Annotated in this window: 20 protein-coding genes and 2 pseudogenes; 11 read left to right on the top strand and 11 right to left on the bottom strand. The window is 64.5% G+C overall.

Features of this window, described 5'->3' with window-relative positions:
• Positions 1-225: 225 nt before the first annotated feature.
• From rpmH to ACT01B_RS22155, 6 genes and pseudogenes are all read left to right on the top strand, one after another.
• Positions 226-363: a 50S ribosomal protein L34 gene (gene rpmH, locus ACT01B_RS22180; protein ID WP_019464789.1), complete on the top strand. Its 138-nt coding sequence runs from the start codon at positions 226-228 to the stop codon at positions 361-363.
• Positions 364-377: 14 nt separating this feature from the next.
• Positions 378-776, top strand: a complete 399-nt coding sequence (rnpA, locus tag ACT01B_RS22175) for a ribonuclease P protein component (protein ID WP_445145359.1) — start codon at positions 378-380, stop codon at positions 774-776.
• 61 nt (positions 777-837) lie between these two features.
• Entirely contained in the window at positions 838-2,547 is a 1,710-nt protein-coding gene (yidC, locus tag ACT01B_RS22170) for a membrane protein insertase YidC (protein ID WP_445145358.1), read from the top strand.
• 215 nt (positions 2,548-2,762) lie between these two features.
• Positions 2,763-4,112 carry a tRNA uridine-5-carboxymethylaminomethyl(34) synthesis GTPase MnmE gene (mnmE, locus tag ACT01B_RS22165; RefSeq protein WP_445147547.1) on the top strand — a complete coding sequence of 450 codons (1,350 nt, stop codon included), beginning with the start codon at positions 2,763-2,765 and terminating at the stop codon, positions 4,110-4,112.
• Between the two features lie 124 nt (positions 4,113-4,236).
• Positions 4,237-4,533, top strand: a pseudogene (locus tag ACT01B_RS22160) (DNA translocase FtsK); the annotation flags it as partial.
• Positions 4,534-5,097: 564 nt separating this feature from the next.
• Positions 5,098-6,792 (top strand): annotated as a pseudogene (locus ACT01B_RS22155) (DNA translocase FtsK); the annotation flags it as partial.
• 6 nt (positions 6,793-6,798) lie between these two features.
• On the opposite strand, the gene rbsK reads toward ACT01B_RS22155, so the two are convergent.
• Together rbsK and ACT01B_RS22145 are read right to left on the bottom strand one after the other, a co-directional pair.
• A complete protein-coding gene (gene rbsK / locus ACT01B_RS22150; protein ID WP_445145357.1) occupies positions 6,799-7,692 on the bottom strand; it encodes a ribokinase in 894 nt (297 codons plus the stop codon).
• A 146-nt stretch (positions 7,693-7,838) separates the two neighbouring features.
• A complete protein-coding gene (locus ACT01B_RS22145) occupies positions 7,839-8,282 on the bottom strand; it encodes a hypothetical protein (RefSeq protein ID WP_445145356.1) in 444 nt (147 codons plus the stop codon).
• A gap of 145 nt (positions 8,283-8,427) precedes the next feature.
• Between ACT01B_RS22145 and ACT01B_RS22140 the strand changes: the two genes are divergently transcribed.
• A complete protein-coding gene (locus ACT01B_RS22140; RefSeq protein WP_445145355.1) occupies positions 8,428-9,126 on the top strand; it encodes a glutathione binding-like protein in 699 nt (232 codons plus the stop codon).
• A gap of 125 nt (positions 9,127-9,251) precedes the next feature.
• A complete protein-coding gene (locus tag ACT01B_RS22135; protein ID WP_445145354.1) occupies positions 9,252-11,516 on the top strand; it encodes an alpha/beta fold hydrolase in 2,265 nt (754 codons plus the stop codon).
• 49 nt (positions 11,517-11,565) lie between these two features.
• Here ACT01B_RS22135 and ACT01B_RS22130 read toward each other — a convergent pair whose 3' ends face one another.
• Positions 11,566-12,486, bottom strand: coding sequence for a LysR substrate-binding domain-containing protein (locus ACT01B_RS22130; protein ID WP_445145353.1), 921 nt, complete (start codon positions 12,484-12,486; stop codon positions 11,566-11,568).
• 109 nt (positions 12,487-12,595) lie between these two features.
• Here ACT01B_RS22130 and ACT01B_RS22125 point away from each other — a divergent pair, with 109 nt between their 5' ends.
• Positions 12,596-12,805 carry a hypothetical protein gene (locus ACT01B_RS22125; RefSeq protein WP_445145352.1) on the top strand — a complete coding sequence of 70 codons (210 nt, stop codon included), beginning with the start codon at positions 12,596-12,598 and terminating at the stop codon, positions 12,803-12,805.
• A gap of 101 nt (positions 12,806-12,906) precedes the next feature.
• Here ACT01B_RS22125 and ACT01B_RS22120 read toward each other — a convergent pair whose 3' ends face one another.
• The 7 genes from ACT01B_RS22120 to lptM all read right to left on the bottom strand — a co-directional run bounded on the left by ACT01B_RS22120 (position 12,907) and on the right by lptM (position 18,620).
• On the bottom strand, positions 12,907-13,521 hold the full coding sequence (locus ACT01B_RS22120) for a hypothetical protein (protein WP_445145351.1): 615 nt from the start codon (positions 13,519-13,521) through the stop codon (positions 12,907-12,909).
• A gap of 36 nt (positions 13,522-13,557) precedes the next feature.
• Complete coding sequence (gene hslU, locus ACT01B_RS22115; protein ID WP_445145350.1) at positions 13,558-14,898, bottom strand: ATP-dependent protease ATPase subunit HslU; 1,341 nt, start codon at positions 14,896-14,898, stop codon at positions 13,558-13,560.
• An 80-nt stretch (positions 14,899-14,978) separates the two neighbouring features.
• A complete protein-coding gene (hslV, locus tag ACT01B_RS22110) occupies positions 14,979-15,512 on the bottom strand; it encodes an ATP-dependent protease subunit HslV (protein WP_445145349.1) in 534 nt (177 codons plus the stop codon).
• A gap of 213 nt (positions 15,513-15,725) precedes the next feature.
• Positions 15,726-16,610: a tyrosine recombinase XerC gene (xerC, locus tag ACT01B_RS22105; RefSeq protein ID WP_445145348.1), complete on the bottom strand. Its 885-nt coding sequence runs from the start codon at positions 16,608-16,610 to the stop codon at positions 15,726-15,728.
• Positions 16,611-16,617: 7 nt separating this feature from the next.
• Positions 16,618-17,301: a DUF484 family protein gene (locus tag ACT01B_RS22100; protein ID WP_445145347.1), complete on the bottom strand. Its 684-nt coding sequence runs from the start codon at positions 17,299-17,301 to the stop codon at positions 16,618-16,620.
• A 91-nt stretch (positions 17,302-17,392) separates the two neighbouring features.
• A complete protein-coding gene (gene dapF / locus ACT01B_RS22095; RefSeq protein ID WP_445145346.1) occupies positions 17,393-18,226 on the bottom strand; it encodes a diaminopimelate epimerase in 834 nt (277 codons plus the stop codon).
• A 22-nt stretch (positions 18,227-18,248) separates the two neighbouring features.
• Positions 18,249-18,620: an LPS translocon maturation chaperone LptM gene (gene lptM / locus ACT01B_RS22090; RefSeq protein ID WP_445145345.1), complete on the bottom strand. Its 372-nt coding sequence runs from the start codon at positions 18,618-18,620 to the stop codon at positions 18,249-18,251.
• Positions 18,621-18,772: 152 nt separating this feature from the next.
• Here lptM and ACT01B_RS22085 point away from each other — a divergent pair, with 152 nt between their 5' ends.
• Positions 18,773-19,456, top strand: coding sequence for a hypothetical protein (locus ACT01B_RS22085; protein ID WP_445145344.1), 684 nt, complete (start codon positions 18,773-18,775; stop codon positions 19,454-19,456).
• Between the two features lie 169 nt (positions 19,457-19,625).
• On the opposite strand, the gene ACT01B_RS22080 is transcribed toward ACT01B_RS22085, so the two are convergent.
• Positions 19,626-20,099, bottom strand: coding sequence for a GNAT family N-acetyltransferase (locus ACT01B_RS22080; protein ID WP_445145343.1), 474 nt, complete (start codon positions 20,097-20,099; stop codon positions 19,626-19,628).
• A gap of 240 nt (positions 20,100-20,339) precedes the next feature.
• Here ACT01B_RS22080 and ACT01B_RS22075 point away from each other — a divergent pair, with 240 nt between their 5' ends.
• Positions 20,340-21,824, top strand: coding sequence for a RimK family protein (locus tag ACT01B_RS22075; RefSeq protein ID WP_445145342.1), 1,485 nt, complete (start codon positions 20,340-20,342; stop codon positions 21,822-21,824).
• The last annotated feature ends 59 nt before the right edge of the window (positions 21,825-21,883 follow it).

Genomic DNA, 21,883 nt, shown 5'->3' with positions numbered 1-21,883 from the left:
GGATAGTCTTCAACCACTGGAAGGAGCGCTTTCGCGCGGGGTGGATCGGCGATTCTAGCAGCACGAACCCTCCCGGTCGGCACGGATATCCACATGGATATCCACAGGAATTCAATAGGCCTCGGTCAAGCCCGTATACCAGCTCGCCTAGGGTCGATTTGACAGAGGGCGCCAATACTCCGCATAATCTCCAACCTTTTTATCACTTTATCTTCGGACGAAGCTATGTCGAAGCGAACCTTCCAGCCAAGCAAGCTCAAGCGCGCCCGTACCCACGGCTTCCGCGCCCGCATGGCGACGGCCGACGGCCGCAAGATCCTGAACGCGCGTCGCGCCAAGGGTCGCAAGCGCCTGATCCCGTAAGCGGTACGCATAGCATGCGTGCCGCCGGCCTGCCGCGCGAGGCGCGGCTCCGCCGCGCCGGTGATTTTGCCGCTCTGCGTCATGCCAGCGGCCGCTTCGGCGGCCGCTGTTTTTCTGTGCGCTATAAAGTCAATACGCTAGGTCAGCCGCGTCTGGGCCTGGCCATTTCCAAACGCGTGTCCAAGCGTGCGGTGGAGCGCAACCGCATCAAGCGCCTCGTACGCGAATCTTTCCGGCGTGCCCGCCTTGAGCTTCCGCCCGTCGACCTCATGGTGATGGCGCGCGAGCAGGCATCGGGCCTGCCCGGCCCGGAATTGCTGGTCGAACTGCAGGCGCTGTGGAAAAAACTGCGTTCGTTCAAGCCCGAGGTCTCATTGAAGCCGGACGACACGACCGGCACAATCGCGCGTTGACCTTTTATCCCTCTCGTCCTCCGCGGCCCGGCCTCGCCGCATCTACCGGATCTGCTCCGCGATGAATCAAACGCGTACGTTCCTCATCTTCGCCCTGCTGGCCGTGGCCTACATGCTGTTTATGGCCTGGGAGAAGGATTACGCACCCCAGCCGCCGGCTGCTGTCGCGGCGTCTTCCACGACCGCCTCGCCGGCGATTGCCGACAGCAGCGTACCGGGCGCCACGGCTGCTGCTGTCGCGACGACACCTGCTGCCGTCCCAGGCAGCGTGAGCCAAGCGTCGGCCCAGCTGATCAGCGTGACCAACGATGTGCTGCGCCTGACCATCGATACGCGTGGTGGCAGCGTGGTGCGTTCGGAGTTGCTGACCTTCCCGGAAGAGCCGCGCACCCGGCGCAATCCGGATCCGGCACCCGTGCGCCTGCTCAATGATGAGCGCGAGCACTTCTTCGCGTCGCAGAGCGGCCTGGTCAGCAGCCAGGGCGAGGCGCCGGATCATCGCGCGGTGTTCCAGGCCGCGCAGACCAGCTATGCGTTGACCCAGGGCCAGGACGAACTGAAGGTCGACCTCACCTGGCAGGACGCGGCCGGCCTCAAGGTCACCAAGACCTATACGCTCAAGCGCGGCAGCTTTGTCGTGGGCATGGATCAGAAGATCGAGAACGGCGGCAGCACGGCCTGGCAGGGCAACGCCTACCTGCAGCTGCAGCGCGCCGCGCCGACGCAGCAGACGACCTGGTGGCAGAACCTTAGCAACCCGTCCTCGCACAGCTTCTTCGGTGCCGCCTGGTTCAGCCCCGAGGACAAGTTCGAATCGCTCGCGTTCTCCGACTTCCTGAAGAAGCCGCTGAACCGCGTGATCACCGGCGGCTGGTCGGCGATGTTGCAGCATTACTTCTTCGTCGCATGGATTCCGCCGGCGCACGACCCGAACACCTACAGCACCAGCGTGATCAACCCGGATACGGCCCAGCCGATCTATCTGATCCGCGCGGTGGGTCCCTCGCTCAACGTGGCACCCGGCCAGAGCCTCACCACCGCTTCGCGCATGTATATCGGTCCGAAGTTGCAGGGCACGCTGGACCAGGTGGCCCCGGGTCTGGACCTGACTACCAACTACGGCTGGCTCACTGTGGTGGCACAGCCGCTGCACTGGCTGCTGTCCGAGCTGCATGCGCTCACCGGCAACTGGGGTGTAGCCATCATCCTGCTGGTGCTGGGCCTCAAGGCCGCGCTGTGGAAGCTGACGGCGGCACAGTTCCGCTCGGGCGCCAAGATGCGCAAGCTGCAGCCGCGCGTGAACGCTCTGAAGGAGCGTTACGGCGACGACAAGATGAAGATGCAGCAGGCCATGATGGAGCTGTACAAGAAGGAGAAGGTCAACCCGATGTCGGGCTGCCTCCCCGTGTTGGTCACCATGCCGGTGTTCTTCGGCCTGTACCGCGTGCTGATGGAAAGCGTGGAGCTGCGTCACTCGCCGTTCTTCGGCTGGATCCATGACTTGTCGGCGCCCGATCCGTTCTTCGTGCTGCCGGTGCTGTACGTGCTGGTGATGCTGGCCACCCAGTGGCTGTCGCCGGCGGCGTCGGGCATGGACCCGGCGCAGCAGAAGATGATGAAGGTGATGCCCGTGCTGTTCGGCGTGATGTTCTTCTTCTTCCCGGCTGGCCTGGTGCTGTACTGGGTCGTCAACGGCGCCACCAGCCTGACCCAGCAGTGGTTCATCACGCGCAGCGTCGACCGCGCGGAAGATAAAGCCAAGGCGGCCTGAGCGTCGCCGGGCTTCGGAGAAAAAGGCCGCTGATGCGGCCTTTTTCTTTGCTGGCCACGCTCTCTCACCACGCTCGTCATCCCAGCGGCTCTCAACAGCCGAAGGCTGGTCAAGCTGGGATCCAGTGTCTTTGTGGCAGATGGCAGGAGCGAGAGTCGCTGGATGACGGTGAGGGAACGTGTTGAGTCTCGTTGTCCGATCGCCTAGCCGCCATAATGGACGCCATGACCACGACCGACACCATTGCCGCCATCGCCAGCGCTCCTGGAGCCGCTGGTGTCGGTGTATTGCGTGTGTCCGGTCCAACCGCTCCAGCGATTGCCCGCACCTTGCTCGGCCGTGATCCGCAACCGCGCTACGCGCACTTCGCCGCATTCCGCGATGGCGACAACGAGCTGATTGATCGTGGATTGCTGCTGTACTTCCCCGCCCCCGCCTCTTACACCGGCGAGCATGTGCTCGAACTGCAGGGGCACGGCAGCGTGGTGTTGCTCGATGCCTTGTTGCGACGGGTATGTGCACTGGGTGCGCGGCTGGCGCGCGCCGGCGAATTCACCGAACGCGCGTTTCTCAATGGCAAGCTGGATCTTGCGCAGGCCGAAGCCGTCGCTGATCTGATTGCCGCGCGCTCGCAGGCAGGTGCACGCGCCGCGTTGCGTTCGATGGAAGGCGTGTTCTCGCGCAAGGTAGACGCGTTGCAAGCAGCGCTGATCGCCTTGCGCGTACATATCGAGGCGGCGATTGATTTTCCCGAGGAAGAAATCGACTTCCTCGCCGATCCGTTGATCAACGAGCAAGTGCAGCGATTGCGCACACAGCTCGCCGAGCTGCTGCGCGAGGCTCAGCGCGGTGTACGCCTCAACGATGGCCTGCGCGTGGCGATCATTGGCCGTCCCAATGCCGGCAAATCCAGCCTGCTCAATGCACTGGCCGGCAGCGACCGCGCCATCGTCACGGAGATTGCCGGCACCACCCGCGATGTACTGCGCGAGCAGCTGAGCCTGGATGGCATTGCACTCGAACTGGCCGATACCGCCGGCCTGCGGGAAACCGATGATCCGGTGGAACGTGAAGGCGTACGCCGCGCCCACCGCGAACTCGCACGCGCCGACGTGGCCTTGCTGGTTACCGACGCAGCACACGCAGAGCACGACCTCGCCCTGCTGACCGACCTGCCCGCCAGCGTCGAGCGACTCGTGCTTATCAACAAGATCGATTTGGACCACGCGAGTCCGCGCTACGAAACGCGGAACGATTCCATTTGGGTCTGGGCCTCGGCGAAAACCAGCGCGGGACTCGACGCGTTGCGTGAGCACCTCAAGCAGCTGGCGGGTGCAGGCAGTGGCGAGGGAGCGTTCAGCGCGCGCCGCCGTCACGTACTTGCCTTGGAGCAGGTGGCTCTTCATCTCGATCGCGCCGACCATGTGCTGCAGACGACCCGCGCTGGCGAACTGGCCGCCGAAGAGTTGCGCCAGGCCCAGCACGCCCTCGGCGAGATCACCGGGAACTACAGCAGCGACGACCTGCTCGGCGCGATCTTCAGTTCGTTCTGCATCGGCAAATAGTCGCCATTCGCAGAACGCGACTCTTGTCCGGAATAACAACCCGTTACAGACCAGTCTGCTGACGTGCCTGAGGCGATGGCGCTAACATGCCGAGTTCGCAGGTGCAGTTTGAACGAACCCAGGCATGCTCAACTTCTTCTTCGGCGGCTTCGGGCTGTCCACTCTCTGGCTGATCCCCCTGATCTGGCGCGTCGCGCGGGCGCGGCTGGCTCGTCGCAAACCATCGGGTGGTGGTGAGGGAACCATTCGCTTATGGCTGGGCGCGCTGCTCGTGCTGGTCGCCAGTGCGACGTTGGAAGGCTTGATCGTCGATCGCTACACCGATGATGCGACGGCGGGCGGCGTGATATGCCGCGCACTCGCCCATGGTTTCGGCGGTTTGCTGGGAACGTCGCTGACCAGCCTGTTGATGCTGGCCGCCTTGGCCGCTGCCCTGCCCTGGTATCTGAGCATGCCCTGGCTCTCCGCTTTCAAGCGCATCAACATGGCGGTTGAACTGCTCGCCGCGCTGCTGGGTCGCGGCGCGGAGATGCTGTCGGCGCGCTTCGGCCGCCAGCGTCGACGCGGAGCGGTTCGTCGTGGCGATCGATCGGCGGCATCGAGTCGCCGCCATGCGCAGGTTGGCGCACGCAGGACCACGGCTGTCGCTGCTGCGCCGCCAGCGGTCGAGCGGGCCGCGCCGGTATCGTCCGTGTCGCCCATGCTGTCGACGACGGTTTCGCGTCCTCGCACTACCCCTGTGCGCGAAAACGTCATCAGCAAGCCGTGGCTGCTACCCAGGAACGCCAGACTTTCTTCACCGACGCCAGCGGTGCCAACGGTCCGGGTCGCACCATCGGCCGTGATGGCCAGCAAGCCAGCGACCGTCGCCGCCGCGCCCCTCCGGGCCACCTTGGTGCAAGCGGCGCCGATCATCGAAGAACAACCCATCGTAACGATGCCTACCGAGGTTGTTGTCGACGACGTGCCGATCACGCCGGTGTTGCACGCTCAAGATGAGCTTGAGGCAAACAGGGTTCTTGCTGACCCGATGAACGACGGTATCGAACCGGACATCGAGACAGAGCGGGTGCCGGTCACGCCACCGGTCAGCCCATTGCCCGTCGCGTCGCCCCGTTTTCGTGCCGCTAACGACGACCAGGTTGCAGCCGCCGTGGTGCCGGTAACAGCGCCTGTTACCACGCCCTCCCGTTCGCGCTCCGCGGTGATGTTGCCGCCGTTGACCTTGCTCGCCGCCGCAACCGCCGAATCGACCTCGGTCGATGAGATGCAGCTTGCCGAAACAGGCGAGCTGATCGAACAGCGCCTGCGCGAATTCAAGGTACCGGTGACCGTGGTCGGCGCATCGGCCGGTCCGGTGATTACCCGCTTCGAAGTCGAGCCCGCCGTCGGCGTACGCGGCAATCAAATTGTCGCGTTGATGAAGGACCTGGCACGCGGTCTGGGACGGACGTCGATACGCGTGGTCGAGACGATTCCCGGCAAGACCTGCATGGGCCTGGAGTTGCCGAACGAGCAGCGCCAGATGATTGCGCTATCGGAAATCCTCGATTCGGCCGAGTACCGCGATGCCGATTCGCTGTTGACCTTGGCGATGGGCAAGGGCATCACCGGCGAACCGGTGGTGGCCGATCTCGCCCGCGCACCGCATATGCTGGTGGCCGGCACCACCGGCTCGGGCAAGTCGGTGGCGGTGAACGCGATGATCCTGTCGTTGCTGTACAAGGCCACGCCCGACGACGTGCGCATGATCATGATCGACCCGAAGATGTTGGAACTCTCGGTCTACGAGGGGATTCCGCATTTGTTGGCGCCGGTGGTGACCGATATGAAGCTCGCCGCCAATGCCTTGGCCTGGTGCGTGGCGGAGATGGAGAACCGCTACCGCGTGATGTCGGATCTGCGCGTGCGCAATCTGGCCGGCTTCAATCAAAAGGTGCGCGAAGCGCGCGCGGCGGGCCGGCCGTTGATGAATCCGTTCCCGGCCCACCCCGAAGTGCCCGAGCTGCTCGATACCTTGCCGATGATCGTGGTGGTGATCGACGAACTGGCCGATCTGATGATGGTCGCCGGCAAGAAGATCGAAGAACTGATCGCGCGCCTCGCGCAGAAAGCGCGCGCTGCTGGCATCCATCTGATCCTGGCCACGCAGCGGCCGTCGGTGGACGTGATCACCGGCCTGATCAAGGCGAATATCCCCACCCGCGTTGCGTTCCAGGTGTCATCAAAGATCGACTCGCGCACCATCCTCGACCAGATGGGTGCGGAAAGCCTGTTAGGCCAGGGCGACATGTTGTTCCTGCCGCCGGGCACGGGTTATCCCCAACGCATCCACGGCGCCTTCGTCGCTGACGAGGAAGTGCATCGGGTGGTCGCGCATCTCAAGCAATACGGCGAGCCCGACTACAAGGACGAGATCCTCGCTGGCCCACCGAGCGAAGCGCAAGGCGATCTTCTTGGCGACGAAGGCGGCGATGCCGAGCTTGATCCGCTGTACGACGAGGCGGCGGCCTTCGTGCTGCGTTCGCGTCGCGCTTCGATCTCGTTCGTGCAGCGCCAGTTCCGCATCGGCTACAACCGCGCCGCGCGTCTGGTCGAAGCGATGGAAGCGGCCGGACTGGTCTCGTCGATGGGCATCAACGGCCAGCGCGAAGTGATCGCTCCGGGTCCATCCGACTAAAACGAATCAACCCTGGCGAGCAAGCCAGGTATTGAATTCGTCCAGTCGCGGCATGCCGCCCTGCGCGCCGAGCTTGGAGACGGATAGCGCAGCGGCGGCACAGGCCTTGCGCACGGCGATGGGCAGGCCTTCATGCAGAAATACGGCTAACGCCGCATTGAAGGTATCGCCTGCGCCGGTGCTGTCGACCACGTCGATCTGGAAACCCTCCTGGTGTACCGGTTCGCCGCCATCGCGATACCACGCACCTTCGGCGCCGCGAGTGAGCACGACCGGTGCCGGCGAGCGCTGCATCAGAGTAAGGAAATCCTCTGCTGGGCCCGCACTCAACAGGATCGCCAGCTCATGTTGGTTCGGTGTGAGATAGCGCGCGAGCTTGAGCCATTCGATCGGCAGTGGCTGCGCCGGGGCAGGGTTGAGAATCACCGGTTTGCCGAGTCGATGGCCGAGCCGCAACGTGGCTTCCACCGCCTCGAGCGGAATTTCCATCTGCACCAGGATGGCATCCGCCTTGGCGAGCGTGGCTTGCGCTCGCTCGATCTGGGCTGGCGTCACCCGCGCGTTGGCGGCGGGTACCACGATGATGTGGTTTTCGCCTTCCGCCACGGTGATTGACGCCGTGCCGCTGCCGCAATCGGCGATACGGGCGACGTGGTCCAGCGAGATGCCCTCATGGGCGAGGCCGGCATGCAGCTGCATACCGAAAGCGTCATCGCCTACCGCACCAATCAAGGCCACGTCGGCACCCAGCCGCGCTGCGGCCACGGCCTGGTTCGCCCCTTTGCCACCGTGCACGGTGAGAAATCGTTCGCCGAGCAGGGTCTCACCTGGTGCGGCAAAGCGCGGCGCCAGCGTCACCAGGTCCATATTGATACTGCCGACCACGACGACGCGTGCCATAGCTCATCCATCCGCTGTCTGAAACAGTCGATGAGCATAACGGGACGGGACGTGCGGGTTGCATGCGACGCCTCATGTCCGTCATCCCAGCTTGACCAGCCTTCGGCTGTTGAGAGCCGCTGGGATGACGGTGAGGGAGAAGATGCTTAGCTGCTGCTGGACGACGACGGCACGTGCTGGCCGCGGCGCTCCTGCATGTGCTCCATGGCCTTTTCCCGCATGGCCTTCATCTGGTCGCGTTGGGCATTGGTCAGCACGGCATCGATCTGCTTGCTGCTGTCCTGGGCCAGCGACATGAGTTTGGCGCGACGATCCGCCTGCGAAAGGCTGCTGTCGGCACGCAAGGCCTGGATCTGCTGATCACGCTGTTGCAGGATCGGGCCGATCTTGGCCTGCTGGTCGGCGCTGAGCTGCAGCTGCTTGGTCAGGTGTTGCAGCTGCTGCTGGGGATCGGGAGCCCGACGGCCCTGGGGCTGCTGCATCGCGTGCTCCGGGGCGGTGGCACTGTTGCTTTCCTGGGCTTGGGCGCCGGCGGCGCCAGCGATGGCGAGGCCGAGGGTCAAGGCGGCAAAACGAGAGAGGCGGTTCATGGGCTTAACTCCTATGGGCATGCCAGCGCGGGAACGCGGGTTGGGCAGCAAGGGTTGACGGTACCGTGCACAGGCGAGGGCGTTGGCTTGAATCCGCACGGGCTGCCCCGAACATCCAGGCATCGCCCGCCGTTTAGGAAACGACATGATCGAGTTGTACTACTGGCCCACCCCCAACGGCCACAAGATCACCCTGTTCCTCGAGGAATCCGGCCTGCCCTACACGATCAAGCCGGTGAACATAGGCAAGGGCGAACAGTTCGAGCCGGGGTTCCTGGCCATTTCACCGAACAACCGCATGCCGGCCATCGTGGATACCCAGCCGGCCGACGGCGGCGAGCCGATCAGCGTGTTCGAGTCGGGAGCCATCCTGCAGTACCTGGCCGAGAAGGCCGGACGCTTTATGCCGGCCGACACGCGCGGCCGCTACCAGGTGCTGGAGTGGCTGTACTGGCAGGTGGGCGGCCTCGGCCCGATGCTGGGACAGAACCACCACTTCAATCGCTATGCGCCGGAGAAGATCCCCTACGCCATCGACCGCTACGTCAACGAGACGCGGCGCCTCTACGGCGTGCTGAACAAGCGTCTGGAAGGCCGCGCGTTTATCGCCGGCCAGAACTACACCATCGCCGATATGGCGGCTTATCCGTGGATCGTGCCGCACGAGAACCAGGGCATGATGCTGGAGGATTTTCCGCAGCTGAAGACCTGGTTTGAAGCCATCCGCGAGCGCCCCGCCAGCAAGCGCGCCTATGCACTGGGCGACGAGATCAAGGGTCGTTTCGACCTGACCACGGACGAGGAAGCCCGCAAGGTCCTGTTCGGCCAGGGCGCCCAGCGGTGAGCCCTGAAGCCGCGCATTCACGCCGAAAGCGCTGGTTTTCACGGGAAATAGCTGGTATCGGCTGGCTCGACGCGGTCTAATCGCCGCTTGTTCTTGCGTACGCCGCACCGCCCCAGGAAGTACCCATGCGTGCCCTCCTCTTTGCCGCCCTGACGATGGTGGCCCTGCCGACCATGGCCGAAAAACTCACGATCGAACGCATCTTTGACGGCGGCAGTCTGGCCGGCTCCGCGCCGCGCGGGCTGCAGATCTCGCCCGATGGCAGTCGCGTCAGCTTCCTGCGCCCGCGTCCGGATGACCAGTACCAGCTCGACCTGTGGTCCTACCAGCTCAAGGACAACCACACGCAGATGCTGGTGGATTCGAAGAAGCTGGAGCCCAACGGCGAACAGTTGTCCGATGCGGAGAAGGCGCGCCGCGAGCGCGAACGCACTGCCGGGCTACGTGGCATCGTGAGCTACCAGTGGTCGCCGGACGGCAAGCAGCTGCTGTTTCCGATCGGCGGCAAGCTCTATCTCTACTCGCTGGCCACGCCCGATGCCGCACCGCGCCTGCTCGATACCGGCGACAACGTGATCGATCCCCGCTTCTCGCCCAAGGGCCGCTATGTCTCCTTCGTGCGCGAGCAGAACCTGTGGGTGATCGACCTCAGCAGCGGCGAAGCGAAGCAGCTGACCCACGATGGCGGCGGCACGGTGCACAACGGCGAAGCGGAATTCGTCGCGCAGGAAGAAATGGATCGCAGCCGTGGCTACTGGTGGGCACCGGATGACTCGGCCATGGCGTTCGAGCGTTTCGACGAAGCCAAGGTGCCGGTGACCAGGCGCACCGAGCTCTATGCCGACCATACCGAGGTGGTCGACCAGCGCTATCCCGCCGCGGGTGCAGCCAATGTCGCAGTGAAACTGGGCCTGGTCACGCCGAGCGGCGGCCAGCCGCGCTGGATCGACCTGGGCAAGGACAACGACATCTACCTCACCCGGGTGAACTGGCTGCCGGACGGCAAGCACCTCGCCTACCAACGGATGTCGCGCAACCAGCAACACCTGGACCTGCGCCTGGTCGATGCGAAGACGCTGGCCCAGCGCACCCTGCTCAGCGAAACCAGCGATACCTGGATCAACCTCAACAGCGACCTCACCTTCCTCAAGGACGGCAAGTCGTTCCTGTGGGGCAGCGAGCGCAGCGGGTTTCATCATCTCTACCTCTACGGCATCGACGGCAAGCTCAAGCACGCGGTGAGCGAAGGCGAGTGGCAGATCGACGGTGTGCTGGCGGTCAACGAACACACCGGCACCGTCTTCGTCAGTTCCAATCGCGACGCCGTGCCCGAACGTCATATCTACGCGCTCAAGCTCGATGGCAGCACCGCCGATGCGCCCGTGCGCATCAGCCAGGGCGCCGGTACGCATACGGCCGAGTTTGCATCGAATGCGTCGTTCTATCTGGATACGTTCTCCAGCGTCGACACGCCGCCCCAGGTGAGCGTGCACAAGCCGGACGGCAGCCTGGTGAGCTGGATCGAGCCGAACAAGCTCGACGAGAAACATCCGTTCTGGCCGTACCGCGACAGCCTGATCAAGCCGGAATTCGGCACCATCAAGGCCGCCGACGGGCAGCTGCTGTACTACCGCCTGTACAAGCCGGCCGGCTTCGATCCGTCGAAGAAGTACCCAGTGTTCAACATGATCTACGGCGGTCCGCACGCGCAGCTGGTCACCAATGCCTGGGGCGATTACTTCAACCAGTACATGGCCAACCAGGGCTTCGTGGTGTTCACCCTGGACAACCGCGGCATGGCGCGTCGCGGACGCCAGTTCGAGGACGCTATCTACCAGCAGCTGGGCGCGGTCGAAGTCGAAGACCAGCTCGCCGGCATCCACTGGTTGAAGTCGCAGCCCTGGGTCGACCCCAAGCGCATCGGCGTGTTCGGCTGGAGCTACGGCGGCTACATGACCACCATGATGCTGGCCAAGGCATCGGACGAACTGGCCGGCGGCGTGGCGGTGGCGCCGGTCACCGACTGGCGGCTCTACGACACGTTCTACACCGAGCGTTATCTGGGTCGTCCGCAGGACAATGATTCGGGCTACACGCGCAGCTCGCCGCTGGCCTGGCTCGATGGCCTCACCTCCAAGCTGTACCTGGTGCACGGCATGGCCGACGACAACGTGCTGTTTCTCAACTCCACCAAGCTGATGGCGGAAATGCAGAAGCGCGGCACGCAGTTCCAGTTCATGGCCTACCCCGGCGCCAAGCACGGCTTGAACCTGCCGGGCCAGCGCAGCCACGCCTATCACCTGATCGAGAATTTCTTCCAGCATGAAGTGAAAGGCGCCGCGCCGGCAGCCCCGCGGGCGACGCCTGCGGCCGCCTCGACATCACCCTGAGGTTTCGCGCCCGGCGTTAGTTCGACGGGCGCGAACGCGCACCACGGCTTCAGCCGCTTCGACGCTTCTTCCCACGCACCGCCACCAGCGCTGGTGCAAGCGTGTATCGATGCGCTTCATCCAGCAGCCACGCGCGAAAAGCGAGCAAGGCCGGATGTTTCTCAGAGCGTGGCGGATAGACCAGGTAGTGCGCGAACTGGGCGCGCAACCGATGCGCGCTGAGCAACACCAGCTGTCCCGCATCGACGAGTGGGCGCGCCATGGTCAGACGGCCGAGTGCGATGCCCATGCCTTCGATTGCCGCCCGGTGCAGCGTCTCGGTGTCGTCGAAGTGGGCGACGTAGCGTGCGGGTGGCTTGCCGCCATAGGTGTGGAACCACTTCGTCCACACATTTTCGGGATCGCGCAGCAGGGGCCAGTCCGACAACGTCTCCAGGGTGGGCCGGCCAAGTCGCGCGATGAGGTCGGGACTGGCGATCGGCGTGAGCCAATCATCGAATAGATGTTCGGCATGCACACCCGGCCACTCGCCGGGACCAAAGCGGAGCGCCGCATCCACAGGCTCGCGCTCGAAATTGACCAGTTCCACGCAGGACTGCAGATTGAGCTGAAGCTGCGGATGCAGGGCGACGAACGTCGGCAAGCGCGGCAGCAGCCAGCTCGACGCCACCGACGGCATCAGGCTGAGCGTCAGCACATCCGCATGTGGCGCGCTGAATTGCTGCATGGCTCGATCGATCGATTCGAACGACGGGCCTACCGACTCGAGCAACCGCACGCCTTCCGGCGTCAGTTCGACACCGCGCGGTCCACGTATGAAGACACGCCTGCCCAGCCGCTCTTCGAGACCGCGGATCTGATGACTGAGCGCGCTGGCCGTGAGATGCATTTGCTGGGCAGCGAGCGAGAGATTGCCGGTGCGCGCGGCAATCACGAAACCTTGCAGGGCAATGAGCGGTGGCCGGCCCATATTGAATCTTCCTCAATACTGGGGTGCAAAAATCTCGCTTTTTGCGAGGCTCTGCCTGGCCTAGTGTAGACCTTGCCCAGCAAGCGGGTGATCTTCGAGGCATACGACCATGTTGCTCTTCATCCAACCCTTCGTGATCAAGTCATCGGCAAAGAAGCCGCTTTCACGTTATTTCGACATCAAGACCCAGCCAACCGCGCTAACCGGTGCAGCGTCGCCCGGCGTGCATGACGAGCCGCGTCGCTCCGAGCACCACGTAAGCGGTCTGGACCATTACATCGACAGTCGCTTTTCCGGTGAACTGTTCCGTATCGATTGATGCGCTTCACGCCGCGCGACCATCGCACGGGCTGAAACGACACTGCCGGCCACGAGGGCCGGCAGTAGGAGGATGCAAGGCATGACGAAACGGGACGTCGGTCAGTTGGCGTGACCCACACCCGAATCGCCTTGCTCCAGCGCCGGCGGTGCGCCGGCCACGGCCAGCAAGGACGTGGCATAGCCATCCTCGATGCTGACGGTGGAAACCTCGTCCCAGGAGAAGAACGACGCTTCGCGCAGCCATTCCGCATCGGGAGAGATTTCCTGCATGTTGAAGCCGTCTTCCTCGACGCTGACGAGGCGGCCGATGTAACAGACCTCCGACTCGTCCTCACTGTCCACGTGCACGCCGATCACCGGCGCCTGCACGGCGGCGGCCTGGATGACCTCGCGAATATTGTCCAGCGGGAAGCCGCGCGGCGTGCGCGGCATCAGATGCTTCACCGCCAGCGCCTTCTCCATGAAGGGGGCATGCTTGTCCGGCGCCTCCAGCTCGGAGACATCACGATGGCGCATCACATACATGCCGTCATAGGTGATGCCGTCGCCGACGACCCACAGCAGGAAGAATTCGCGCCCGACCCCGCCCACGTAACCACAAAAGCTGCCGTGTTCCAGCTCGGTACGCCATAACCGGATCAGCTGATGCTTCTGCTGCGCTTCGCGCAGCTGGGCCCGCTGGCCGGTGGTTTTCAGTTCGATCACATTACTCATGGTCACAATTTTAACAGCTAGGGGCTTTCCCCTTGTTTACAGGATGTAACGGCTCAAGTCCTCATCCTCGACCAGGGTACCGAGATTGATATCGACATATTCGGCGTCAATCACGTATTTTTCGCCGGATTTGTCCGCAGCTTCGTAGGAGATCTTCTCCAACAGCCGTTCCATCACGGTGTGCAGGCGGCGGGCGCCGATGTTCTCGGTGCGCTCGTTGACCTGGAAGGCCACCTCGGCCAGGCGGTCCACGCCCGAGTCGGTGAAATTGACCGTGACGCCCTCGGTGCCCAGCAAGGCCATGTATTGCGTGGTCAAGGCGTTCTGCGGCTCGCGCAGGATGCGCTTGAAGTCATTGACCGACAGCGCCGACAACTCCACCCGGATCGGCAGGCGGCCCTGCAACTCCGGAATCAGGTCGGACGGCTTGGCCAACGAGAACGCACCGGAGGCGATGAACAGCATGTGGTCGGTCTTGATCGGGCCGTACTTGGTCGACACCGTGGAGCCTTCCACCAGGGGCAGCAGGTCGCGTTGCACGCCTTCGCGGCTGACGCCCGCGCCACCCCACTCCGAACGCTGCGCCACCTTGTCGATCTCGTCGATGAAGACGATGCCGTTCTGCTCGGCCGCTTCCATCGCCTGGGCGCGCACTTCCTCGTCGTTGAGCAGCTTGGAGGCTTCCTCTTCGATCAGCAGCGGGCGCGCCAGCTTGATCGCCAGCTTGCGCTGCTGGGTCTTGGCGCCGCCCAGGTTCTGGAACATCTGGCGTAGCTGCTGGCCCATCTCCTCCATGCCCGGGGGCGACATGATCTCCACGCCCACGTTCATGGCGAAATCCAGCTCGATCTCGCGCTCGTCCAGTGCACCTTCGCGCAGCTGCTTGCGCAGCTTCTGGCGGGTGTCGCTTTGGTCCTGGCTCGCCGGCGTGCTGTCATGCGACCAGTCGGTCGGCGTCTGCCGGCGCGGCAGCAGGGCGTCGAGGATGCGGTCCTCGGCACGGTCCTCCGCCTGCGTGCGCACGCGCTTGATCGCCTGTTCGCGGGTCAGCTTGTAGGCGACGTCGGCCAGGTCACGCACGATCGACTCGACATCCTTGCCCACATAACCCACTTCGGTGAACTTGGTCGCCTCAACCTTCACGAACGGCGCATTGGCCAGGCTGGCCAGGCGGCGTGCGATCTCGGTCTTGCCCACGCCGGTGGGTCCGATCATCAGGATGTTCTTGGGCGTTACTTCGTTGCGCAGGTTCGGCTCCAGCTGCATGCGGCGCCAGCGGTTGCGCAGCGCAATCGCCACGGCGCGCTTGGCGTCGTGCTGGCCGATGATGTAGCGGTCGAGTTCGTTGACGATTTCGCGGGGAGTGAGTTCGGACATGAGGTCACCGGAGGTGTGGTCTTGGCTCGTCATTCCGGCGCATCCGGTATGACGAAGAGGATGGCTGCCGCGCCGAGCGCTTACAGCTCCTCGATGGTGGTGTTGTGATTGGTATAGATGCAGATATCGCCGGCGATCTTCAGCGCGCGCTCGACGATCTCGAAGGCGTTCAGCTCGGTGCTCTCCATCAGCGCCAGGGCGGCCGACTGCGCGTACGGACCGCCGGAACCGATGGCGATCAAGCCGTGCTCTGGCTCCAGTACGTCGCCGTTACCCGAGATCAGCAGCGAGGCTTCCTTGTCGGCCACGGCGAGCATGGCTTCGAGGCGGCCCAGGCGGCGGTCGGTGCGCCATTCCTTGGCCAACTCCACCGCGGAGCGGGTGAGATTGCCGCCGTGCTTGTCCAGTTTCTGCTCGAACAACTCGAACAAGGTGAAGGCGTCGGCGGTGGCACCGGCAAAACCCGCCAGCACGTCGCCCTTGCCCAGGCGGCGGATCTTGCGCGCGTTGGCCTTCATCACCGTATTGCCGAGGGTGACCTGGCCGTCGCCGCCGATCACGACGCGCCCCTGGCGACGCACCGAGATGATGGTGGTGGCGTGAAAGGATTCCATGGAGGGCTCCGCAGACAAAGTAGTCCGCCAGAGGTGGGGCCGTGCCGGCGGAATCCAAGCCGCCAGGCCCGGCGCGGGCCACTCGGCAGGTGCGGCTTTGGGCTTTGTGGGAGCGGCTTTAGCCGCGATCTTGTGTCCGGCTATCGCGGCTAAAGCCGCTCCCACAAAGCCGCTCCCCCAGAACCGCGCCCACAACCGGGCAGGCTTATGGCCTCACTTGCGCTTAGCGCGCGGATGCGCGGCGTCGTACACCTTGGCCAGGTGCTGGAAATCCAGATGCGTGTAGATCTGCGTGGTGGCGATATCGGCGTGCCCGAGCAGCTCCTGCACGGCGCGCAAATCGCCTGACGATTCCAGCATGTGGCTGGCAAAGGTATGGCGCAGCAAGTGCGGATGCACGTGCTTGGCCATGCCTTGCTGCATGGCCAGCGTCTTCATGCGCAGCTGCACGGTGCGTGGATTGATCGGGGCGCCGCCACGCCCCCGGAACACCGGGCTCTCCGGCGTCGTGCCTTCGTCTTCGCCCAGCGCCCTTAGCGCGGTAATGGCATGGCGCCCCACCGGCACGATGCGCGTCTTGTTGCCCTTGCCCAGCACGCGCACCTCGCCGGCCGGCAAATCGAGGTCGATCCAGCGCAATCCAGTAAGTTCGGATAGGCGCAGCCCGGAGGAATAGAACAGCTCGAGCATGGCGCGATCACGCAAGGTCAGCGCCCCATCACCGACGGTTTCGATCAGGCTGGTCGCCTCATCCACATCGAGCACTTGCGGCAATTTGCGATGGACCTTGGGGCCACGCACGCCGGCCACCGGGTCGTGCGTCATCTGGCCTTCGCGGTGCAACTGGCGAAACAGGCCGCGGCAGGACGACAACAGCCGCTGCAGGCTCTTGGGCGCCAAGCCGCCACGGTGCTCGGCGGCGACGAAGCTGCGCATGCGGTTGGGTTCGAGCGCGTCGAAGGCATCGATGCCCTGCGCTTCCATCCAGCGCAGCAGCTTGGCCAAGTCGCGACGATAGCCATCCACCGTATGCGCGGAGGCCTGGCGCTCGCTCGCCAGGCGGGCGAGCCAGGCGTCGACCTGCGCGCGCGCGGACACGGTGGGCTTACATGCCTTCCTGAGAACGACGCAGCGCGGCCGTGACCGTGGCCGCAATCATCTTCAGGAACAGCGTGCCCATGCCGGGCTGGAAGTGATCCGGATCGGCACTGCCGATGGCGAGGATGCCGAACTCGCCCAGCGGCATGATGGCGGTGGAGCGGACCTCGGGCGCCTGATCGCCGAACAGGCGGTACAGCCGCTCGGCCGACAGGCGGCCGGCGACCGGCTCGTGATGGGACAGGAAGTCCGCAAACTCCGGCACGGCGGTGCGCCCGCCGGGAATATTGATCAGCCAGGTGGCCGGCGCCAGTCCGACCGCGCCGAACAGCAGCAGGCGTACCTGATCGGTCTTGAAGTCTTCGGACAGGCGCGCCACCACGCTGCGGGCGGCGACGGCCGGCGTATTGGCGCGCAGCACGGCGACGTTGAGATCATGCACGCGCTGCATCAGGCGCTCATTTTCCGCCGCGATGGCGATCAGGCCGGCCAGTTGGCGTTCCAGCTCGGCGTTCTTCTCGCGCAGGCTCTGCAGCTGGTAGACCGCCAGCGAGGCCACCGGGCCTTGTTCGCGCGGCAACGTCAGCTGGGCGGCTAGATCGGGGTAGTCGGCAAGGAATTCCGGGTGTCGGCGCAGGTAAGCCGCCACGTCGCTGGCGACTAGGGTCTCGGCGAGGGCGGTGTCTGACATGCGCGGGTTACCTCTAAACCAGGGGGCAGGAACGATACGACGATGGCTGGAGTGTGCGATGGCGGGGCGTCGTCTTTCAACGTGCCATCCGTCAACCCAGCCACTCGCCCTCGAAGACAAACGCGGCGGGCCCGGTCATCCACAGGGTTTGGCCAGGGCCAGCCCACTCGATGGTCAGCTCGCCGCCAGGCAAGGCTACACGCACGCGGTCGTCGACTTCGTCGCGCTGACGCATGACCGCCACGGCCGCGCAGGCGCCGGTGCCGCAGGCCAAGGTCCAGCCGCTGCCGCGTTCATGCACGCGCAGGCGCAGCTGGCCGCGGTCCACCACCTCGACGAAGCCGGCGTTGGCCGCTTCCGGGAAGCGCTCGTGCGCGGTCAGCAACGGGCCTAGCCGGAACAGCGCCGGCGCATGCAGGTCCGGCACCAGGGCGACCGCATGCGGATTACCCAGCGAGACCGCGCCGATCATCAGCGTTTCATCGCCCACCTCGATGGCGTAACCATCGGCCTGGAGATCGGCGCGGAATGGAATCTCGCTCGGTGCGAACGAGGGCACGCCCATGTCCACGGTGACTTCATGGGCGTTGCTCAGGCGCACCGTCACCGGACCCGAGGGGCTTTCCAGCCGCACGGTGTCGCCGATGGCCAGTTCGCCCTCCCGATGCAGCCACGCCGCCACACAGCGCACGCCGTTGCCGCACTGGCCCGAGGGCGAACCGTCGGCATTCCAGATGCCGTAGTAGAACGCGCATGAGGGGTCGCGCGGCGGCTCGATGCTGATCAACTGATCGAAACCCACACCCGTACGTCGATCGGCGATGGCGCGGATCTGTGCCTCACGCAGCGAAAAAGCCTGATCACGGCAGTCCAGCATGACGAAGTCATTGCCGATGCCGTGCATCTTGGAAAAGCGCAGTTTCATGAGGATACGCGGGCCGCGGACATCACCGGAAAGTGCCACCGACGATGTGGCCGGTCGCATCCTGCTCGGGGAAGTAACGGCTGTTGTTGGTACGCATTTCCATCGTGGTCATGGTGTCTGGCATCACCAGCTGCACGTCCGGATAGGTCGCCAGGAACTGCGCCGGCGTCGGATGGGTGGCGATAAAGGCGTCGAACGCCTTCATGTCCGTGACATAGCCGTGCACGGGGGCGGTCCCGGCGGCTGCCGGAGCGGGTGCTGCCGCGGGATGGACGGTAGCGGCCGCCGGAGCCGGTGTCGCCTTGGGCGGCATATACAGCGGCCCCTTGTTGCCGCAGCCGGCGAGCAGGACAAAAGCGGTGCACAGCGGAAGCAGCAGGAGGGATGGGCGCATGGCATGGTTTCCGGCAAGGACCGTCGCAGTATAGGGAAGCCCCAAAAACGTGGCGAGCCAATCGTTTGAACGTACGTTTACGCATCGTCCCCCGGCAGGCTACCGTTATCATGCGGCCGTCGCCGCGAAGCTTGCGGTTGGGGAAGTAGAAGATGGATTGGACAGCGCTGTTACGCCTGCCGTCGACGATCCTGCTGGTGCTGGCAGGTGTCGCCTTGATGTTTACCCTGGTGCAACTGGTGGCGCTGCGTCATTGCCTGCATCGAAGGCGGCGCCTGGCCGCCGCCGGGCGGGCCGTTTTGTTGCTGGTGGCGTTCGCGCTCACCCTGGTGCTCACAGGCACCGGCTTCGCCCTGCGCGGCTACCGCCTGCTATCGGAGGAAACCCCGGTGGTGGAAATCGATGCCCGCATCCTGTCTCCCCAGCGCTGGGCACTGGTCCTGCACTGGCCCGATGGCGCCATCCGCCAGGTGCAGGTGGCCGGCGATGCGTGGCGGGTGGAAGCGATCGTCTTGAAATGGAAGTCGCCCGCCATGCTGGCCGGCTTGCCGCCGCTTTACCGGCTCGATCGATTGTCAGGCCGCTACGACGACCCGGGGCAGGAGGCCACCGCGCTGCGCACCGTGACCGATTTTCGCGAAGCCGGCAGCTTCGACCTGCTCGACCTGCGCAAACAGTATCCGCAGTGGGTGCCTAATGTGGATGTGTTGTTCGGCAGTGGCGTATACCTGCCGCTGGTCGACCAGGGCCATTACACCGTCAGCCTGATGCGCACCGGCGCCCTGGTGGCGCGCCCGGATGAGGCCACGGCGCAGCGCATCGCGCAGCCTTTTTGATGGTCTTCCTCTCCCCTCCGGGCGACCCGAAGGTAGTCCCTGAGAGAGGATCGAGGTGAGGGGTGGGTGCTCGCGGTAAGGTTCAAAAGAACCCGCTTTGAGCCAGCGCTACCGCAAGATTGCCCCCTCACCCCAACCCTCTCCCCTGCGGGGAGAGGGAGCGAAGCGCTCAGCCCAGCTTTTTCTCATACCGCCACGCATCCGCCCCATCGCCGTAATAGCGCTCGTAATGGCCGATGCGCTGGTAGCCAAGGCGCTCATACAGCCGGACGGCAGCATCGTTATCGGCGCGCACTTCCAGGCGCAGCGCATGACAGCGGCGGCGCTTGGCGGCGTGCTCGGCGGCGTCCAGCAGGGCGGAGCCCACGCCCTTGCCGCGCGCGGTAGTGCTGGTGGCGATCGAATAGAGCCGCGCCACCTGGGTGCCCTTGCGGAAGAACACCACCGCGGTACCCAGGAAACGCCGGTGATTGGCGCTGGCGACCAGTACCTGGGCCGTTTCGCTGTCCAGATGGCGGCGATACTGCGCCCGACTCAGGCGGTCGGTGGCAAAGCTGGTTTCCTCGAGCGCGACGAGATCATCGAGATCGGAGAGTTCGGCACGGCGGACGCGCACGGCGGCGGTCGCGGGCATTGGGGTCATCAGGGGCGATTCTCGTCGAGGACCGCCGGCGTGGACCGGAGCGGCGCGGGCGGAGGAAACCAAGCGCGGCACTCTAGCCCCCGGGTCCCCCCACGGCAATCATGACTTATGGAGCGTTTAAGCCAGCTTCAGTGGGAGACCTTGTGCGGCGCGAGTCCTGTGCCACACTGCGCGCCTTGCGCTGTGCCGCCCCGTCTCCCCGCGTGACGACACTCCTCCGTTTCATCTGACAGAGGTGTCATGACCCGGCTAGTCATTGTCGTCGAGAAGGCCTCCGACTGGAGTTCCTACTATCCGTCCGTCGACGTCGTTACCGCGATGGACTACCTGCGCGAACCGGTCGGCGGCGACGACGAGCGCACGCACGTCATCAACCTCTGTCGCAGCTACAAGTACCTGGGTACGGGCTACTACGTGTCCTTGCTGGCCGAGGCCCGCGGGCACCGCGTGATGCCTTCCGTGCGCACGGTGAACGACCTGCGCCGACGATCGCTCTACGGCCTGGATATCGAGGACCTGAGCACCAAGCTCACCCATTTCCTGCCGGCCGGCGGCCGCGACACCACCGACTTCGGCATCCTGGTCTATTTCGGCCAGACGGCCTACCCCGCATTGCAGGACCTGGCGCGGCAGGTGTTCGAAATGTTTCCCTGCCCGCTGCTGCGCATCGAGTTCGAGCGCGATCGGGTATGGCAGGTCAGTGCGATCAAGCCGGTGGGCCTGCATAGCCTGATCGATGCGCAGGAAGACGCTTTCGCCGAGGAACTTGATCGCTTCAGCAAGAAGTTGTGGCGCAAGCCCAAGGCGCGCAAGCAGTTCCGTTACGACATCGCCATGCTGGTGGACCCGGCCGAGCAGATGCCACCGTCGAACAAGAAGGCGTTGAAGTCCTTCATTGCCGCCGGTAAGGAACTGGGCATCGAAGTCGACCCGTTCGGCAAGAACGACTATCAGCGTCTGGCCGAATACGACGGCCTGTTCATCCGTGAAACGACGGCCAGCGACAACCATACCTACCGCTTCGCGCATCGCGCCGAGAAGGAAGGCATGGTGGTGATGGACGACCCGACCTCGATCCTGCGCTGCACCAACAAGATCTTCCTCAACGACCTGATGGTGTCGCGCAAGCTCGCCGTGCCGCGCACGGAGATCCTCTATCGCGACGACAGCAAGGGTTTGAAGGAAGTGGCATCGAGACTGGGCTATCCGCTGGTGCTGAAGATTCCCGACGGGTCCTTCTCGCGCGGCGTGGTGAAGGTGGAGAACGAGCAAGCCCTGGGCAAGGCCACCGCCGAACTGTTCCAGCACAGTGCCTTGTTGCTGGCGCAGGAATTCGTCTACACCGAGTTCGACTGGCGCATCGGTGTGCTCAACAACGAGGCGCTATACGCCTGCAAGTACTACATGTCGCGCGGCCACTGGCAGATCTACAACCATGGCGCGAAGGGCGCGTCGAAATCGGGCGAATCGGAGACGATTCCCGTGCGGGATGCGCCGCCCGACGTGGTCAAGCTTGCGCTCAAGGCCACCCAGGCGGTCGGCGACGGCCTTTATGGCGTGGACCTCAAGCGCGTGGGTGGCAAGCCGGTGGTGATCGAAGTGAACGACAATCCGTCGATTGATCACGGTGTGGAAGATGCCTATCTGGGCGAGGAACTGTATACACGCATCATGCAGGAGTTCCTGCGTCGTATGGAGCGTAAGCGTGCGGGGCTTGCCGACTGAGGGCAGTGACGATCCGGCGGCGCCTCCCTGCGCCGCCGCACCGTGACTTTGCGCGGAGT

Source organism: Dyella sp. Tek66A03, assembly GCF_052567735.1.
The sequence above is the reverse complement of the archived record's forward strand: the minus strand, read 5'-3'. Positions and strand labels throughout refer to the sequence as shown.